Source organism: Oscillatoria nigro-viridis PCC 7112 (genome assembly GCF_000317475.1).
GTDB classification, from domain to species: Bacteria; Cyanobacteriota; Cyanobacteriia; order Cyanobacteriales; family Microcoleaceae; genus Microcoleus; species Microcoleus nigroviridis.
In genome coordinates, this window is the sequence record NC_019731.1 from 39,336 (window position 1) to 56,501 (window position 17,166).

14 protein-coding genes and 7 pseudogenes are annotated in these 17,166 nt (G+C 43.5%); 12 read left to right on the plus strand and 9 right to left on the minus strand.

All coding sequences use genetic code 11. The features are described from left to right. The first annotated feature begins 14 nt into the window (after positions 1-14). Entirely contained in the window at positions 15-1,097 is a 1,083-nt protein-coding gene (locus OSC7112_RS33385; RefSeq protein WP_015179823.1) for a tetratricopeptide repeat protein, read from the plus strand. 227 nt (positions 1,098-1,324) lie between these two features. Here the strand turns inward: OSC7112_RS33385 and OSC7112_RS33390 are convergent. Further along, a pseudogene (locus OSC7112_RS33390) lies at positions 1,325-2,417 on the minus strand (transposase); the annotation flags it as partial. Between the two features lie 73 nt (positions 2,418-2,490). Here OSC7112_RS33390 and OSC7112_RS41500 point away from each other — a divergent pair. Continuing rightward, the gene (locus tag OSC7112_RS41500) at positions 2,491-2,850 is read left to right on the plus strand and encodes an IS630 transposase-related protein (protein WP_041622479.1); all 360 of its coding nucleotides are present in this window, start codon (positions 2,491-2,493) and stop codon (positions 2,848-2,850) included. Continuing rightward, positions 2,751-3,362: a transposase gene (locus OSC7112_RS37595; RefSeq protein WP_223300650.1), complete on the plus strand. Its 612-nt coding sequence runs from the start codon at positions 2,751-2,753 to the stop codon at positions 3,360-3,362. Before OSC7112_RS41500 ends, OSC7112_RS37595 begins: the two co-directional genes overlap by 100 nt. 2 nt (positions 3,363-3,364) lie before the next feature. On the opposite strand, the pseudogene OSC7112_RS33405 reads toward OSC7112_RS37595, so the two are convergent. Next, positions 3,365-3,586 (minus strand): annotated as a pseudogene (locus tag OSC7112_RS33405) (hypothetical protein); the annotation flags it as partial. Positions 3,587-3,823: 237 nt separating this feature from the next. On the opposite strand from OSC7112_RS33405, the gene OSC7112_RS33410 reads away from it, so the two are divergent. The 5 genes from OSC7112_RS33410 to OSC7112_RS33430 all read left to right on the plus strand — a co-directional run bounded on the left by OSC7112_RS33410 (position 3,824) and on the right by OSC7112_RS33430 (position 8,074). Beyond that, positions 3,824-4,438 (plus strand): ISAzo13 family transposase, encoded by a 615-nt coding sequence (locus OSC7112_RS33410; protein ID WP_263053645.1) that lies wholly within the window; start codon positions 3,824-3,826, stop codon positions 4,436-4,438. Beyond that, on the plus strand, positions 4,438-5,721 hold the full coding sequence (locus OSC7112_RS33415) for an RHS repeat-associated core domain-containing protein (RefSeq protein WP_479687541.1): 1,284 nt from the start codon (positions 4,438-4,440) through the stop codon (positions 5,719-5,721). Before OSC7112_RS33410 ends, OSC7112_RS33415 begins: the two co-directional genes overlap by 1 nt. A 142-nt stretch (positions 5,722-5,863) precedes the next feature. Beyond that, positions 5,864-6,679: a HEAT repeat domain-containing protein gene (locus OSC7112_RS33420; protein WP_015179825.1), complete on the plus strand. Its 816-nt coding sequence runs from the start codon at positions 5,864-5,866 to the stop codon at positions 6,677-6,679. Between the two features lie 244 nt (positions 6,680-6,923). After that, positions 6,924-7,346, plus strand: a complete 423-nt coding sequence (locus OSC7112_RS33425; protein ID WP_015179826.1) for a hypothetical protein — start codon at positions 6,924-6,926, stop codon at positions 7,344-7,346. 179 nt (positions 7,347-7,525) lie between these two features. Beyond that, positions 7,526-8,074 carry an Ig domain-containing protein gene (locus tag OSC7112_RS33430; protein ID WP_015179827.1) on the plus strand — a complete coding sequence of 183 codons (549 nt, stop codon included), beginning with the start codon at positions 7,526-7,528 and terminating at the stop codon, positions 8,072-8,074. Between the two features lie 28 nt (positions 8,075-8,102). Here OSC7112_RS33430 and OSC7112_RS33435 read toward each other — a convergent pair. After that, a pseudogene (locus OSC7112_RS33435) lies at positions 8,103-8,720 on the minus strand (Tn3 family transposase); the annotation flags it as partial. Positions 8,721-8,847: 127 nt separating this feature from the next. On the opposite strand from OSC7112_RS33435, the gene tnpC reads away from it, so the two are divergent. Continuing rightward, positions 8,848-10,344 carry an IS66 family transposase gene (gene tnpC / locus OSC7112_RS33440; protein WP_015176254.1) on the plus strand — a complete coding sequence of 499 codons (1,497 nt, stop codon included), beginning with the start codon at positions 8,848-8,850 and terminating at the stop codon, positions 10,342-10,344. A 150-nt stretch (positions 10,345-10,494) separates the two neighbouring features. On the opposite strand, the pseudogene OSC7112_RS33445 reads toward tnpC, so the two are convergent. Both OSC7112_RS33445 and OSC7112_RS33450 read right to left on the minus strand, forming a co-directional pair. Next, positions 10,495-12,843: pseudogene (locus OSC7112_RS33445) on the minus strand (Tn3 family transposase); the annotation flags it as partial. Between the two features lie 46 nt (positions 12,844-12,889). After that, positions 12,890-13,357, minus strand: coding sequence for a helix-turn-helix domain-containing protein (locus tag OSC7112_RS33450; protein WP_317623973.1), 468 nt, complete (start codon positions 13,355-13,357; stop codon positions 12,890-12,892). A 93-nt stretch (positions 13,358-13,450) separates the two neighbouring features. Between OSC7112_RS33450 and OSC7112_RS33455 the strand changes: the two genes are divergently transcribed. Then, the gene (locus tag OSC7112_RS33455) at positions 13,451-14,344 is read left to right on the plus strand and encodes a tyrosine-type recombinase/integrase (RefSeq protein WP_015179830.1); all 894 of its coding nucleotides are present in this window, start codon (positions 13,451-13,453) and stop codon (positions 14,342-14,344) included. Here OSC7112_RS33455 and OSC7112_RS40530 read toward each other — a convergent pair. Together OSC7112_RS40530 and OSC7112_RS37600 are read right to left on the minus strand one after the other, a co-directional pair. Then, positions 14,333-14,524 carry a hypothetical protein gene (locus OSC7112_RS40530; protein WP_190274484.1) on the minus strand — a complete coding sequence of 64 codons (192 nt, stop codon included), beginning with the start codon at positions 14,522-14,524 and terminating at the stop codon, positions 14,333-14,335. The two genes, OSC7112_RS33455 and OSC7112_RS40530, sit on opposite strands and share 12 nt — an antisense overlap. A gap of 142 nt (positions 14,525-14,666) precedes the next feature. Beyond that, a complete protein-coding gene (locus OSC7112_RS37600; protein ID WP_015179831.1) occupies positions 14,667-14,852 on the minus strand; it encodes a hypothetical protein in 186 nt (61 codons plus the stop codon). A 240-nt stretch (positions 14,853-15,092) separates the two neighbouring features. On the opposite strand from OSC7112_RS37600, the gene OSC7112_RS33460 reads away from it, so the two are divergent. Beyond that, positions 15,093-16,199 carry an ankyrin repeat domain-containing protein gene (locus OSC7112_RS33460; protein ID WP_015179832.1) on the plus strand — a complete coding sequence of 369 codons (1,107 nt, stop codon included), beginning with the start codon at positions 15,093-15,095 and terminating at the stop codon, positions 16,197-16,199. A gap of 213 nt (positions 16,200-16,412) precedes the next feature. After that, a pseudogene (locus OSC7112_RS36715) lies at positions 16,413-16,560 on the plus strand (transposase); the annotation flags it as partial. Here the strand turns inward: OSC7112_RS36715 and OSC7112_RS41505 are convergent. Together OSC7112_RS41505 and OSC7112_RS42065 are read right to left on the minus strand one after the other, a co-directional pair. Beyond that, positions 16,561-16,842 (minus strand): annotated as a pseudogene (locus OSC7112_RS41505) (IS1634 family transposase); the annotation flags it as partial. Next, a pseudogene (locus tag OSC7112_RS42065) lies at positions 16,836-16,940 on the minus strand (DUF6932 family protein); the annotation flags it as partial. The pseudogenes OSC7112_RS42065 and OSC7112_RS41505, both read right to left, overlap by 7 nt. Positions 16,941-17,166: the final 226 nt, after the last annotated feature.

The window sequence follows — 17,166 nt, forward strand, 5'->3', positions numbered from 1 at the left end:
CCAATCCTATTACCATGACTGAATTTTCCTTCCCGCTACTGGACGTAAAAGCAGTCAACCCAGTGGAAGCCAGACGGCTGTTTGAGCAAGGCAATCATTTCTGGTTTGAAGAAGGATGCTATTGCCAAGTGCTACCGCTTTATCTGGAGGCCCTCAAGTACGACTCCACTGACCCGGTGATGCTCTATCAACTTGCTGTCGTCCTGCGGGCGTTTGAACGGTTCGATGAGGCAGCTCTTGCACTTGATGTGGCATCCCTTCACCAAATCCTTCTAAACAAAATAGGCAGAAAACAGTTTGATAGAAGAAAAAAATGGTTGCTGAAACATCTTTATAACATACCGCCTTTGCCCATACCAGCAATAGAAATCGACCTGAAACAATTTCTCTCAGAGAGTTTCCATTGTAATGAGTGGCTAGAAATTGCTATTGCTGCTAGTGAGAGGAGAATGTTTCTTTTGGCGGCAATTGCCTACGATCGGAGCCTGCCCTTTTCTGAGTCTCAAAAGACTTGGGAAGGGGAAAATGCGCGACTTAATAATCACAGAGATCGAGCAATGTTAAACAATATGCGACCGTCCGCCAGACAGCTATTTGAGAAAGCCAATCATTTCTGGTTTAAGGAAGGACGCTATCACCTTGTTCTACCAATTTATCAAGAAGCCCTCAAGTACGATCCGACTGACCCAGTAATGCTCTATCAACTTGCGGTTGTGCTGCGAGCCTTTGAACGGTTCGATGAAGCTATGCAAGCACTCGATCTAGCATCCCTTCATCAAAACCGTCTGGGCGAGAAGGGCAGAGAGCTTTTTGCTACAAGGAAAGAGTGGCTACTGCAACCTCCCTCTTATAGGCCGCCTCTGCCTATTCCCGCGTGGGAAATCGACCTCAAGCAGCTTTATTCGATGAATTTTAATAGGAATAATTGGTCTGTAATTAGTGCTGCTGCTGAAGATCGTAGAATGTTTCTTTTGGCTTACGAAACTTATATCGAGGGTAAGGGTTGGTATGACTCTGAAATACTTAAGGAGGAAGAAGAGCTGCGACGCGAGAATGAGAGCGATCGATCGAACTTAAATTATATGCGACGAGATTAAAGTAACTTCTCTGACGGGGTGACAACCCCGTTAAAACCCATAGCTAACAAAGGTTTGACCGATTTATGGTAAAAAAAGATGGGGTCAATATCGTTAAACAACCCCATCTATAGAAAATGTTACCTCCATTTTACCAAATTTGTTTCCATTGGAGTTTAGACTAAGCACAAATTGACTCAGCATGAGCTGAGTGGAAAAAATGGTTAATTAGCGAGAGGTTCTCAAGGTTAACTTACGAATTTTGTGGATTTTTGGAACCGACCTTTACCCTTTTTGACCACAGGATATCGGCATCTTCGGGTGCGAGGTTTTCCCGTTTGCCATCCATCCGAGTTTCCTCGACGTTTGGGAGCAACAGTGGGAGTCCCAATCTTAATTAAAAGTGGAAGCATTGATTGTGCAACCCTTCCAGGGGTCAATTCCGGCAGAGCCAATTGCTGTGGGCAAACGAATTTCTCTGACGACATCTTTAGCTAACCATAATTGCCAGGTTAGTAAAGGCATCAAATCACTCCATCGTTCGCACTGTTCTGGGGTACTCAACTTCGGCACAGTCCAATGTAAGGTTTGTTTAACTAACCGATACCAATGCTCGATGGTAAAACGACGCAGATATAGTTGCCAAATTTCAGCCAGAGATGGCATTTGGATACCAACCCACACTAACCATAAAGGTTGACTATTTAATCGACCCGTTACAGTTTCTAAACGTTCGACTAAAATTAGAGTCATTGGATGTTTGGGACTGCCTCGAAAGTGCAAGTCATCCCATTTTCTTAACCGAATTTTTCCGAGTTTTGGCTCAACACATTCCAGAGTTTGTTCTGGTTCCCACCAGCTTTGAGGGTCGTTAAGTTTAAACTGGTTCCCATGAATTCTTGGTCTTCCTTTACCACTATAAGATAGAGGTGCTGACCACAAACAACGATTAGAACGAATACGCATCACTTGATCGGCGGCGATGGCTGCGGTTGCTTTAACTAGAGGCGCACACCCATACTCACTGTCAAATAAAACAATCGGTCTATTCTGAAGATATTGGCACAGTTGCGCCAATTGTTGAGCGCCTTTATCGATTGGGTTGTCCCAACTCGTAATACGTTCGTGTCTCAAGGGCAGCGCCCAACTGCCACTACTTTCAGGTATCCAGGCAATCGTACTATATCCTTGACCGATGCCGACAGGTATGCCGTGAGGTAAGGCCGTGGGTTGATGTTCATAGGTGCGTTCTTTGAGGGTACGTGCATGGGGTCTTAACCACGCTGTATGATCGATCGCCAATACTGGACGTTCTACTTGTGACATCTGTTGGATGTATAGTCATTTCAAATAAATGTGAGACAAATGCAAGATGATGTAAAATCAAGAAAAATTGTTAACTCGGAGCCGAAAAATGGCATACAGTCTAGATTTAAGAAAAAGAGTAGTGGATTATGTGGAAAATGGAGGGGGTATAACCAAAGCCGCCGCCCTGTTTAAAGTAGGAAGAGCAACAATATACAGATGGCTAGGGAGGGAAGACCTTCGAGCCACTAAGGTAGAACACCGTGAGCGAAAGATAGACTGGGAAATGCTCAGAAAAGATGTAGAAGAAAATCCCGAAGCAAGATTAATAGAAAGAGCAAGGAAATTCGGGGTGAGAGCGAGTGCCATATGCTATGCCTTAAAGAAAATGAAAATTACGATAAAAAAAAAGAATTTCGTTATAGAGAAAGGAATAGAGAAGAAAGAATACAATACTACCAAACACTGAGAACTTTAATTAAAGTTCATGGGAGTAAAAGCCTTGTATTTATTGATGAGTCAGGGTTTGAAGAGTTTCATGCTTGTGTTTATGCGTGGTCAAAAAAAGGGAGAAAAGTATATGGGGAGAGACAAGGAAAACGCGGAAAAAGAGAAAATTTAGTAGCAGGAAGAAGAAAAGGCAACAAGGACTTGATTGCACCTATGGTCTTTACAGGGAGCTTGAATGCAGAAAGTTTTGAAGGGTGGTTAGCTTTATATTTATTGCCATCTTTAACAATACCATCAATATTAATCATGGATAATGCACCGATTCATCGTAAGACAGCAATTAGGCTCCTGGTGGAGGAAGCAGGCCATCAGATACTTTTTTTACCAAAATACTCTCCTGACTTAAATGATATTGAGCATGATTTTAGTGCATTAAAGAGAGCTAAAATGTATGCGTCTCCTGGCACATCTCTTGATGAAGTTATTCGTGCTTATTGTGCAGAAAGAGTGTCTCATACTTATTTGAAATGACTATACAGTTGCATCAACTTTTCTCGGTCTGGGCTGCAATCTTGCAGGGCTTCGTAGACGCTTGACCATTCACGTCGAAATAAAGGACTGAGGGCAAAATCTCCTAAACATGAGACGTGGCGGGTCGTCATCGCTGCATCTGCCAGCTCAAAGGTGGCATCTTTTGCCTGGCCGAGGCATTCATAAGCTAGTTGACGAAATTCCTGTAATTGTTCTAACTTCATGGCAGGTAGATTTGAGATTTTTAGCTGAATACTCAATCTTCTACCCTGATGCTGTCTGTTGAAACTATCGCAGGCAGTTTTTTTTCAAATTGCAAGTCTCCGAGAACGTCAACGGTCGCTGGCATCTATCTTATTGTTGAACCTGATAGCTGAGCGCCAGCAACCGTTGCCGTTCTTGAGAACTGTTCGCTAGTCTCACAGCGATCGTACTTTTTGACCTGCTTAGTCTAAACTCCAATTTATACAACCGAACCTCTTATTACTTTGGATCATGATTTTTGGAGTTTAGGTTGCGGGAAAGTGATTCCACATGGAATTTACGATTGCCAAAAAAATAGAGGGTATGTAACATTAGGGAACAGTAAAGATACCAGTGAATTTGCTTGTGAGTCTATTAAAAACTGGTGGAATAATTATGGAAAAGCTGCTTATCCTAATGCCAATTCGATTTTAGCTAAGTGTGATGGCGGCGGCAGCAATAATGCTAATCATTATATTTTTAAACAAGATTTACAAAAATTAGTCGATGAAATTGGAATTGAGATCAGAATTGCTCATTATCCTCCCTATACATCTAAGTATAATCCCATTGAACATCGACTCTTTCCTCATATTACCAGAGCTTGTCAAGGAGTGATTTTTACAAGCCTAAATTTAGTCAAAAATCTCATGGAAAAAACTCACACTAATCAGGGTCTATGTGTAGTTGTAAATGTGGTCGATAAAATCTATGAAATTGGTCGAAAGGTGAGTGATGATTTCAAGAAAAATCTGAAAATTGTTTTTGATGAATATTTACCAAAATGGAACTATCGAGCCGTACCTCAAATCACTAAGCAATCAAGTTATTAATTTTTCATTCCTTAGATCCGGTCGGCCACCGCAAGGTTGTTACCGAACAAAACGGGCGCAAGGTTGAGTACGAGTATGACGATTTGTACCGTTTGACAAAGGAAACAATTACCGATCCGGTTAATGGGAACCGCACGATTAGTTATGGCTACGATGCCGTGGGAAATCGGCTGACGAAGACTGATTCTGTTGGTGGGGTGACGACTTATAGTTATGATGATAATGATAGGTTGTTGAGGGAGGAATTGCGGCAGAATGGCGTTTTAGTGAAGGCGACTGAGTATCGTTACGATGCGAATGGGAATACTACTCGCAAGATTGAGAACGGTACTCAAGAGACGGTTTATACTTGGAATCAGGAAAAACGTTTGGTTGGCGTTCAAACTCCGACGGGTGAGAGTATTAGCTATGCTTACGATGCGGATGGGGTGAGGGCAAGCAAGACTGTTAATGGGGTGACTACTGAGTTTTTGGTTGATAAGAATTTGCCTTATGCTCAAGTGTTGGAGGAGTTGGTTAATGATAGTGCGATCGCTAGTTACGTGCACGGGTTAGATTTGATTTCTCAAGAACGGGGGAATGTTGATTCGTATTATTTGGTTGATGGGTTGGGCAGTACGAGGGGGTTGACTGATGCTAGTGGGGTTGTCACTGATACTTACAGTTATGATGCGTTTGGCAATTTAATTGCATCTGCTGGCGCTACTGCTAATAATTACCGCTTTGCTGGAGAGCAGTTCGATCCGAATTTAGGGGATTATTATCTCAGACAGCGGTATTACGATACTGAGACTGGAAGATTTACTCGGCGGGATACTTATGAGGGCACCTTGGAAGATCCGATGTCACTGCATAAGTATCTTTACGCTCATGCCAATCCAGTTAATTACATCGATCCGTCTGGATTATCTACGACGACGATAGGTGACCTTACCTCGCTGATAGCAGCTATCAGTGCTCTAGTTGCGATTTATTGGGCCGCACCCACAATTAAGCTGGCAACAGAAGAATCAATCAATAATTTTCTGGACTTATATGTTCCTTACTTTGCCTCACAACGGGGTCATCAAGGTAATCAGGGCGACACAGGAATTTTAGAGGAGGCTAGAGGACTGATAGGCGAAACGGGTTCTAATGGAAAAATAATTCAAACAATGGAGGAAGCGCTTACTGAGTTAATGAGGGAAGCCAAGAAAAACAAAGATAATGCAAAAATTAAACGCATTGAGAAAACACAAAAAGCCATTAAAAACAGAAACAAGAGCAAAAGAAACGAATATTGATAATCTATAGCAGTCCTAAATCAGTCGCAAAATCGATCGAGACCAGAATCATTGTAGTGTGAGCATCTTGCTCGCCTATGATCTTGCAAATCATTTAGGATTACTATATCATCAATTCAGGAAGTTAATTGAGAGGTTTTTTATGGACGATCTTCTTGTAAGAGAATTGTTAGAAGACTGTCGTTCTGGCGATTCTTGTAAACAAACATTAGCAATTATGAAGCTCCAAGATTTAAAAGTGCATAAAGCTGTTCCGATTTTGATTGAGTTGCTCACTTCGCCAGAAGAAAATATCCGAGGACTTGCAGTAGAAGCATTAGGATGGCTGGGCGAAGAAAAAAAGGAGACTGTTGGTCCTGTACTTGTGAGGATGCTTGCTGATTCAGAAGAGCGCGTTCGGGCTGATGCGTTAGATGGGCTCGCTAGATTGCAATATAAACCAGCAATTGAAGAAGTTTTGTCTGCGCTTACTAAAGACCCAGAGTGGCTCGTTAGAGTATCAGCAGCAGAAGCACTTGCCGATTTAGCTGAGGTAGGAGATTTAAAAATTTTAGAAGGACTTGAGCAAGCTTTAAGCGATCCCATTGAGCCAGTCAGAGCTTATGCAGCTTGCACTCTTGGCATCTTAGGAACACCGAAGATTATTCCGAAACTTCAAAACTATTTTGAATCAGAGGAGTCTCTAGACACAAAAGCTGAAATTTTAGCTGCACAGTACCGATTAGGTAAGCAAAATGCTTTATATCCATTGCTAGAATTACTAGAAAATGCTGATGAACATTTAGTTGAAGTTATTCTTAATATTTTGGGAGATTTGGCAGACCGCAAAACTCCTCTAATTATTGCAGAAGACTCTTCTATTATTTGTAATAGTCTAACCAAAGTCGCACCAAAGTTTTTTACTGAGCGCTATCATGCCGAACAGGTTATTACTCAGTTAGAAAACTTATCGCTTTAGCTGACACACTGGATTTTTTACTCTTGTCTTAGGAAGTTGTAGGCTCCTCATGCGATCGCTAAAACTTTCTCAGAAACTGTTGGTCGATCGCTCATAACAAAAATGGGCTATCGTCCGATCAAATTAATTTAATTGCCAGCAACAATACTGACCCTAGTGGGTATTTCTCTAGCGATTTGGTGCAAGCCAAACTTATCGAGAAATCTGGCATTAGTTAATAGTAAAATCAGTGAGGAGAAACAAAATGTTCATGACGTGTGGATACTATGTAATTAAACCAAGCGAGGCTTTTAAAAATAAATTAACGATGTTAGACCTTGAGCCTGACTTACTAGAAAGTATATCTCAAATTCAATTATGGGAACACAATCGAGTAAGTCCTATCGAATCTGAAGGAGATATAGCTGAAATAAAATTATTATTTTTAGCTAATATTAAGTCTCTCTATTTAGGCGCTAATTTATATCAAATATTTTTTGAAGACAATCACGTTTCTTTGGAAATTTTTGATAAATGGTGGGGAATTGACAGATATTTTGTTGAAGAAGATTTTGCAGAAGTGGAGGAAGAAATCGATGCAGCTATCGCAAGTGAATTTGTTAAGACAGGAATAGAAAGAGTTGACTTATGGATTGATAGCCTTCAGAAAAAACATAATTCTGATTAATATGACAAGAATAGTGTTGTTGCCAAGCAGTATATTAATGCTAATAATGCGACTGTTTTGGGAGTTAAACCAATAATGAGGGTGGTGTTACTCGGAATGTTGGGTATTAATATTAGGAACTCTTATTGGAACACTTTCAGGAGCTACAACAGGACTAGGAAGAAGTAGCCGTGCGGGTCATGGATTCATCGGGGGCTTATGTCGGTCAAGCCTTCACCCTCAACGTGCGGGGAGTTAACGCCCCTCCGGGTATTATTTCCAGTCCCCCAACCCTAGCTGCTGCTGACAAAGCATACAAGTACCAGATAGTGGCACGAGATGCCGAAAACGACCCCCTAACTTTCTCTTTGGTTTCGCCACCAAACGGAATGACAATTAACCCTAAAACCGGGTTGATTCAGTGGACTCCTTCTTTATCACAGGTGGGCGTGCAGAACGTGGGGGTGTTGGTTTCTGACTCAAGCGGGGCTACAGCTTCACAGCAATACGCGCTAACCATTTCTCAAACTGCTATCAACCTTCCCCCAGCAATTACTTCCACACCTGTATTTACAGCATCGCCAGGACGCCCTTATACATATCAGGTACAAGCAACTGATGCCGACGGTACTATCTCGCAGTACCAGTTACTGCAATCTCCTCCGGGAATGACTATTAATTCAGCTAGGCCCAGAAATAGCGAAGCTGTCACCTGGCGCAAAGTAGCAAGTAAAACCCTTGCTAGATAAGGGTTTGAGCGCCTAACACCGTCCCGCATCAAGAAGCCGCGCCATCTATCAACAATCGCTCGTCCAAATCCAACCGGAAAGTTCCATAAGGATTAATATGTCCCCAAGCTAGCGGCGTCAGCGCCCGCAAGTCATCTTTTTGCATCAGCTTCAACCACTCTTTCTCCGATAAAATCCGCTGCATCATCAAAGTATTGATATAAACTAAACTGACTTGCAACAAATGCAGCGACAGCACCGCTATCTCCTGGTCTTCCAATCGATTCGTCGCAATTTCACTACTCTTGCCATAAAAAATAAAACTATTAGCACTATTCCACCGTTCAACCACATTCAACCCTTCATGAATTTCCTGACGCAACTCCTCCTTCTGAAGGTATTCACACAGAAAAATCGTCTTCACAACTTTACCCAACTCAGCCAGAGCTTGATAAGTAGGATGCACCAAATTAGAGCGACTGAATCGTTTTAAAATAACCTCTGTCTCCGCCGTACCCAACCTCAAAGCTGTAGCATACTTAACCATTTGGTCGTACTGATTGCGAATTAAATCCCAATTTATTGGTCTTGTCAGCACGGGTAGCAAATTAGGATAAGTATTACTTTGACCCGCAGCATCCCGATACAATTTTTGCTTGTGAATTCGTAACTGCTCACCGCAACTGCGTTGCGGTATTGCTAATGATGGCAATCGAGCTGGCCTCTGTTGCATCTGTTGCAAGTGTAGTAAGGGGTTGAGCCAAAGCCGACGAAAATAGAGTATAGTAGCTTTCATGCTTAAAACACCAGCACTGACCAGCGAACCACCAGAGATAGCCATCGCAGTAGAGCAGATGGCACAGACAATGCTGTCATTAGGAGAATGGCTGCTCAAGCAACAACAGCAACTCAAACAGCAACAGCGAAAACTGGCAGAAAAACAGCAGCTTATCGAAGAACAACAACAGGAAATCGAACAGTTAAAAGAAGCATTATCCAAGCTGAAAAACCGCTCCTCATCAAACAGTTCTATCCCTCCATCAGCCGACCAAATTAAAAAACCTAGCGACAAAAGCAAGCGAAAAAAAGGAAAAAAACGCGGTCCAAAATACGACCATCCGGGCAAGACACGAAATGGATTTGGCGAACCCGACCACATCATTGAGTTACAACCCGAGCGATGTCCAGTTTGTCAGGCAGGAGTTGAGGCGATCACAACAACACCAACCAAAGTGCAACAAGTAGCCGAATTGGTAGAGCAACCAGTAGAAATCAGAGAATACCGTCGCCCATTATGTCAGTGTGTTGATTGTGGCTGGTCGGGATACTCTCAACTACCACCCTCCGTCATCGAAGGGTTTAGCTATGGTAGCAGGTTATGTAGCGTGGTGGGTTGGCTGGGATATGGTGGTAACTTACCCTGGAGAAAACAAGAATATTTTGTGGAACACGTCTTAGGAGTACCCATCTCTCAAGGAAGTTTAGCCAAAATGCAGCGCTACTTTCAGCAAAGTTTGCAGCCAATTTATCAACAATGGCTCACCTACGTGCAACAGCCGGGAGTGCGCTGCGTAGATGAAACAACTTACTGTATTGATGGCATCAAGTATTGGTTGTGGGTAGCCACCAGCGATCGAGTTTGTGTACTATTATTAGCTCCGACTCGGAGTAGTGCCGAACTTCAGCAGTTATTGGGACAAAACTTTGAAGGCATTCTCAGCAGCGATTGTTTCAGTGCTTACAACCGACAATCAGCAGCGGCGAAACAGAAATGTTTAACACATCTGGAACGAGATTTAGAAGCACTCAAGCTCAGTCGATTTGAAGCTAATCGTTTGTTTGCCCAAGGCGTGGGTGAGATTTTAACCACTGCCAGAACTTTGCACAGGGACTATCATGCTGGGAAATTGAGTTGCCTTCAACTCGCTGGCAATCGTTCGGTAATTGAAGCTCAACTGCAAGCAGTTTTGCACAATCCACCAGTTACGGGATGGCCTGCCGATGCCCAACGATTAACCAACCGAATGCAACGTCATTGGACAGAGTGGTTCACCTTTTTAGATTATCCACAAGTGAAACCTGATAACAATGATGCCGAAAGAGCTTTACGTCCAGTAGTTGTACATCGGAAAGTAACTGGCGGGGCGCGCAGCGATTGGGGCGCTCAACTGGTGGCTCAAATGTTCAGCTTTCTCGAAACAGTTCGGTTGCAAGGACATGAAGCGATCGCGCAACTTTATCAGTTACTTTGTTTAGCAGGTCGTAGTCCTCCGGGTTTACAGTTCAGTTGAACTTAATTGTGGGCTTGTGACGGTAGCTATTTTCAGTGGCAGCCTGCATTTTGAGCTTGGGAAATTTCCCGTTTCTACAAAACGCGCAAATTTTTCCATCACCATTTGTGGCTCCATTTGCGATACTGCAACGCAGTTGCGGTGAGCAGTTACGTGAATTCTTTTAAAACGAGGCAACAACTGAAACCCCAATAAGTGACAGAAAGCAAAAGCCACCTCACTTTGTCCGTGAGTATCAACATAATTCTTTTCCACCTTCATATCCGTAAAGTGGCGCAACAAACCCTCAATCATAGCCGCCACCTCGGAAGAAGAACAAGTCTTCAACTGAGAATAGATACAAACAGACTTCTTCTCAACGTGCCAGTAAATCATCACCCCGCGTCCCCCATAGCGGATGTGCCACTCAGTCATCAAATTCTGATCCCAAGAACCGAATTTTTTAGAATCAGAAGCACAAGCAGTCGTTCCTTCACCCCAAATATGCGGCATCCTTACCTGAAAAATTGCATTAACTACCTGTGCAATAGCATTTCTCAAGTTTTCTTTGTGAATGTAACGCCGTTTGACATAAAGCAAATCGGGGTAATTCTCCCCAGTTCCTCCACTACTAATCCGCTTCACGCCTGTATTAGTTCCCAATCCGAACAAACAGAGCAATAGCCGTCTTTGCAAAATTTTCTTATCCAAAGTCTCGCGAGATGCTACGCTGTGAAACTGTTCCGTAAATCCCACTCGCAAATCGGTTTCTTTCAAAACGTCCAATAAACTGGTCATCGGCCAGCGCGAACTCAATTCTATCTTGAGGCGCTGCAAGTTTAACGGTTCCGGCTGGGATTCGGAAGGAGAAACTGAAATCCATCCATTATCCCTTGTGAGGATTTTTACGCGGGGATTTTTGGGCAATTGAGCATCTAATTGCTCTAAAGCTGCTGCCATTTTTTGCTGCAAGTTACTAATAAAATCTGACACATCAGTTGGCTGACCTAGAGCTTGATAATAAACCTGTCGTTGCGCCTCAAAATCCTTGGGTAGGTCTTCTTCTGGATTGCCATAACGTTTGGCACCAACAACCCAAATTTCTTTAGAACGCAGTTGCTCCCTTAACGTTTGCAGAACGCTAATTTCATAATTGACGCGGTTGATTTTTTCACAACCCTCTTCATCCACTTCCACTACAATGTCCCGCCAACTATTTTTCAGCACCCCATCGACGCACACTTCATCTTCTGGCGCATAATAATGTTGGGAACTGCCCGTATACTTCTCGATCAACTTTAGCGCCTCGATTGCGGGTTGGTAAAGTTCGTTATTCGAGCGAAATTCCAAACAAGAGAGGATTTGTGGCACCATTCGGCGATAATGGTGCAGGTAAGAAGCTCGCATTACGGTGTAAACCCGCTCTCGATAGGTAGGACCGCTCGACTTAAATTCTTTTACTAAATTGCTTAAAGTAGATGGGCTAACTACGGGATAAATAGCATCTTTGACCGCTGACTCTGGCTGCTCTAAAGAAGCAGTTGCCATGCGAAATAAAATGTGATTCTTGCCGCTGACTCGCTTGAAATCGGCAATTAACTCCTTATCTACCTTGCGTTCGGCGCGGATGCCAATCCTGTGAACAATTTGAATTAATAATTCGACTAAATTATCTGTAATCTCTTGACTTCTTTGCCAGCAGAAAGCTGCAACTAGCGCGTAACGTATGGGTTCTGGATGGCGGCGCAACTCCCTGGGCGGTTCGGCCGAAGCGCGCTGCCGGTAATGATGTAAAATCTTCGGAGCAACATTAGCGAATAAGTTTTCTGGTAATTCTAATTGTCTGATAGCTTGCAATTTGTCAATTTCTTTGAGCAAGCTATCAAGACCCACGCGACCCGGGTCGGATTTCAGGTTGTTGAAATCGCTAACCCCAGATTCAGGAGTAGGCGATTCCAATCCTCGATCGCAATTTAAAATCGCATCAATTTTAGCTGCGCTTTCTGGTGAAATTTGAGCTGCTATGGCAGCACAAAAGTTTTGTTCGCTTGTATGAATTGCCGACTTAATTAATCTGCTAATTCGCCTGCTGGTAGGCGGTTCAATTTTTAATTCTCGCAGTCGTCGATAGGCAATTTCCGTTAAATGCTGTTCGTTGAGGTCGCGGACCAGCACTTGTTCGACCAACCATTCACTCAAAGCTTGCCCGTCGGCAACTGTAGGTTCTCGAAATCCGAAATAGGCACGAATCTGCGCTCGGTGATATTCCATTGTACGCCCGCTCCACTTGTAAAATTGCCATTGAGCGGGCAATACTTCTACTTGAAGAGCAATGTACGAGACAACTGATTTGGGAATGTCTTGCTTTTTAACTGGAAACCGAGCATCTTTACCAAAACATTTCAGCAAAACGGCGAAACCGAGGCGAGTGGCTCCAGTTTTATTTACCAGCAGCGTCCTTTCTCCCTCAAGCAGGGTAAAATGTTCGATTAATTCTTCTGGTTCCCAATGGCGTTTCACGCAGATTCCTCCCCAAACCGATAGAATTCTAGTTTTACAACAAAACTTAACCAGCAGAGCGTTTTTGACCCGACTGGGAGTAAGGAGTGCCGCAGTGGGGGCAAAATTTATGTTTAAATGATGCGATCGGTTCAAAACAGCTAATGCAATTGCTCAGAAGTTGGGTGCCGCAGAGCAAACAATATTTAGCCCTGGGCAGCGTCCATGCTGGTTCTGGGTTCGCATTTGCCCGAAAGCAGCAGGGACAATATCGTTTCTGCTGCAAGCCTTCTACAGTTCGTCCTGAAACAACTGCATCCAGGTATTCTTCAGGGATATTCAGGGCAACTGCTAAACCCTTCTTGGTTTTTTCATTGAGTCGGGTTGTTTTACCTCGCTCTAGTTTTCCCAGACTTTGGAGGTGTATGCCTGCTGCTGTCGCTAGCTGCTGCTGGCTCCAGAGAGAAATGGTTTCGCAGTCTTTTGATGTAGCTGTGGAGCGATTCTTGGGGTTGGGGAACGGTTTGCTGGTCAAAAGTATACATAGAAAACTGTCAATTTTTCCTGAAGTAAAGTGCGTAAGAGAGAAAGGCATTAGTTGAAGTGTGATTTCAGGAAAGTTTGTTTTTTGGCTGTTACTTTGGCTCGATTAGCTGCAGAGTTTTTAGAACGTCCCGGTTTGGCTCAAAGTACGCGGCGCTCCTATGAGGTAGCGTTACTGCCGTTGCTTGTTGAATGCGGTCGTTTGCCAGTGGAAATTATTAGCCACCAGGTTATATCAGATTATTTGGAAGGCTTAGAAAATTTATCGATTGCTACCCACCACCGACATCAAGCAATTATCCAAGCGCTGTTCAATTATGCGGTGGCTGCTGGCTATCTCAAACGCAATCCAATTGCTGGCAAAAAACGCCGCAAGCCTAACTTGGAGAAAGGAGAACACGGTACTGATGAAGTGGTACGCTATTTGAATGAAGAGCAGCTTGGAGAGTTGTACGGGCTTGTCTGTAAAGATGCGCGCCTGCATGCTGTTGTCCGGTTGTTGCACCGCACCGGGGCGAGAATTGGCGAACTTTTGGCGATGGATTTAGAACAAGTAGATACTGTCGAGCGTAAATTTCAGGTGGTCGGTAAGGGGAACAAACGGCGGTGGTGCTTTTATAGTGAGGATGCGGCGCTTGTTTTGGATAAGTATGTTAGGTATTACCGACATGCAAGTTCTGCTGCATTATTTACTGCACAAAACCCTTTTACTCGGGAGGTGACGCGCTTGTCTTACCGCCGAATTTATACTAATTGGTGCGAGGCGATCGAAAATAGTCTCCTCTTAAAAGGTGCCCGCCTTCACGACTTGAGGCATACTTTTGCTACGGAAAGAGTTGGCTTGATGTCTGTTGAAGAGCTGCGAGCTTTGATGGGGCATGAAAACATTCAGACTACATTAAGATATCAAAAGGTGACTTCTTTCAGGGCTCAAGAAGTGGCACAAAAAGCTTTAAAGTTTTTAACTTCAGCCGAGTAAGAAGAGCGAGCGTTCGACTAGATTTAGGCTGTACGAATCATATATTTTTTGAGCCTGCGGGTTGGCTGTGGCAGAGTATTGACTGTACTCTGCCGTGGGTAACTGAGTTTCAGTTTGTTGGAGTGGGGGCGATCGCACGCTCGGTGATGTGACAAAATGGCTGTAAGCCTTATGGAGCAAAGATTTTAATTGCTACTTTGCGCCAGGTGACAGCTTCGCTATTTCTGGGCCTATTTGGTTTAGGTCGTTGGCACAGAACGTCTGCGAAGTGGACTGTGGGTACTCTAGGCATGGGACTGACAGCTAGTAGTCCTGGTAGCAGTTACGCTCCCAGCATATCGTTTCCACTATCAGGAGGTAAATTCAGAGCATACACAAAAGCTGAACTTGGAGCAAACCCAAATCTATTAACGCCGTTTACTGCAAGATTGAGGTTCAGTAATTCTATTGATGGCGTTAGTGGTGGTAGCGTTGAAAGTTTCCTCATGGGTGTTGCGGTTGCAACCATTGTCTCGCCTCCTTCAGCAATACCTGCTATCGCCGCTTCTATAAGTGGTGGATTTTCGTTATTACAGTATGGCTCCGTTCGGACAGAATTTGGCAACCCAACTCCAGAACCTTAGTTTTATCCTGCTAAAATTTATTTGTATAATGTTGGTTATGAGCAGGATTGTTCTGAAAACTATTCGTTGAGCAATTGGTCAACTATGGACGCCCATTTTGGCTAAAAATAAGAGGTTAAAGAGAGATGTTCAAACATGATATCTGGCTCGCAGTGGCGATTGTAGCAGTCTTTGTCTTCGTAATTTCTCCATTGGTTAATATGATAGATAAAGTCATTAGTTGTGGTGCATCTTCTTCGCTAAAAGGAATACATATGGCTGCTTGCGATGGCGACATCGATACTGTAAGGCTACATTTAGACCAAGGAATTGATGTCAATATCCGTGATGAATTCGGCAAAACTCCGTTGTACTGGGCAGCAGATCGAGGAAAAAAAAATGTGGTAGAAATGCTAATTGCTAATGGTGCTGATGTTAACATCAAAAATAAATACGAACAAACTCCGCTGAATGCGGCAGCTATACGGGGAGCTAAGACGATAACAGAAATATTAGTTGCCAATGGTGCTGCAATGGAGTTACCGGCCGCTGCTTTGTTAGGAGACATTGATTTTTTTGAAGAGTACATGAGGCAAAATAGTATTGCTAATGTGATAAATGGAGAGAATTTATTACATTTGGCAACAAGTTTTGGAGGACACAAACCTATAGTTCAATTGCTAATCGAGCGTGGTATTGAGGTCAATGCAAAAGAAAATTTTTTGGGTTGGACTCCACTCCACTTTGCGGCATCATCCGGTTATCTGAGTGCTGCCGAGACTTTGTTAGCAAACAGAGCGCAGGTCAATGTAAAAGCAAAGGATTTCACAACTCCCTTGCACTTAGCAGTCGCGCGTGGTCGTGCAGATTTAACACAATTATTGATTGAAAATGGAGCTGATATTCATGCTATGAGCAACGGAGGAACGCCTTTATACAGAGCAGCAGAAGCGGGTTATACAGAGACGGCACAGTTGTTGATTGTCAGTGGAGCTGATGTTAATCTGGGGGACAGATCGGGCATGACTCCATTACAAAGAGCAGCGGCTAACGGCAATACCTCTGTAGCAGAATTGCTGATTGTCAACGGTGCAAACCTCAATGCTAGGTTTGGATTTTTAGGCTGGACACCGCTGTACTTTGCCAATTCTTTAGACACAATTGAATTACTGAAACAGCATGGTGCACTATCTCGAATGTATTGGTGGGCAGAGTTTTTGGAGAGCTTAGGTATATTGCGTGTTGGTGAATAGTAAACCGATGCTAAATTTTGATGGTAACTATGCTTTGACTACTGACGAGAAGCCACCCTTTTTAACTGAAGTTATCGACCCGTTGGGCAGGAGTTACCGCTACGATTTGCCCCTAGGGCATGTTTTCAAACTCGTTGTATCCTTGAAAATATGTCGAGCGCAAGCTCTTAACGCTCATGAACCCTTGGAGACTTAAGTAACGAACAGTGGGAGATGTTAAAACCGCTACTTCCACCACTCAAACCCCGAACAGGTAAACCCAATCACGACCACCGACAAGTGGTGAATGGCATTCTCTGGATACGAGCGAACTGGTGCTCCGTGGCGAGACTTGCCAGAACGTTATGGAAAGTGGGAAAATGATTTTGGCAATCCCAAATCTTTCTTTAAGTTTCGCAATTTGATTGGTGAGGGTTGTCGGATCTGCTGTATTGCCCTCAAATACTTCAATGGCGATCGGGCAGCCTTCTGCATCGCAGATTAACCCAAATACAATCTGCAATTTACCTCTCTTGCCATCTCGATTGTAACCGTATCGAGCTAGGGGGCAAGTTTTGCCTTCATTGGGGCTGCTCGATACATCATAGAGTACCAAGGTTGATGATGCTAAATGCTTGGCTGCCAAATTATTCTCGATCGACTGCGAAGGGGAGTTGTTCCCAATCGCTCTTTGAACTCTTCCCACTCTGCCCAATACACTCCTGGCGGCAAGTTGCCGTTCTCATCAAATTCGGGAATCATGCCCTCACACCTTTACATTTTAACACAATTTTCTTGTCAGTTTTTAATAGCTGTGGATTTTCAGGATCGTACCTGAATCTTTTGGCTCAATTACTTTAGGAAAAGATGCGATCGCAATTTATATTCTAATCTAGTTGTTGGTTTATTCAAGAGTTCGATGGCATCCGCTTGCAATGACCGATCGTAACAATATTAACTATTTTACACCCTCCTCTAACATTCCGTC

Coding starts and splice junctions, on each gene's coding strand:
- OSC7112_RS41500 (WP_041622479.1), top strand. CDS start 2,491: ATGGCATACAGTCTAGATTTAAGAAAAAGAGTAGTGGATTATGTGGAA.
- OSC7112_RS37600 (WP_015179831.1), bottom strand. CDS start 14,852: ATGGTTGCAACCGCAACACCCATGAGGAAACTTTCAACGCTACCACCA.
- OSC7112_RS37595 (WP_223300650.1), top strand. CDS start 2,751: ATGCTATGCCTTAAAGAAAATGAAAATTACGATAAAAAAAAAGAATTT.
- OSC7112_RS33420 (WP_015179825.1), top strand. CDS start 5,864: ATGGACGATCTTCTTGTAAGAGAATTGTTAGAAGACTGTCGTTCTGGC.
- OSC7112_RS33425 (WP_015179826.1), top strand. CDS start 6,924: ATGTTCATGACGTGTGGATACTATGTAATTAAACCAAGCGAGGCTTTT.
- OSC7112_RS33430 (WP_015179827.1), top strand. CDS start 7,526: ATGGATTCATCGGGGGCTTATGTCGGTCAAGCCTTCACCCTCAACGTG.
- tnpC (WP_015176254.1), top strand. CDS start 8,848: ATGCTTAAAACACCAGCACTGACCAGCGAACCACCAGAGATAGCCATC.
- OSC7112_RS33385 (WP_015179823.1), top strand. CDS start 15: ATGACTGAATTTTCCTTCCCGCTACTGGACGTAAAAGCAGTCAACCCA.
- OSC7112_RS33460 (WP_015179832.1), top strand. CDS start 15,093: ATGTTCAAACATGATATCTGGCTCGCAGTGGCGATTGTAGCAGTCTTT.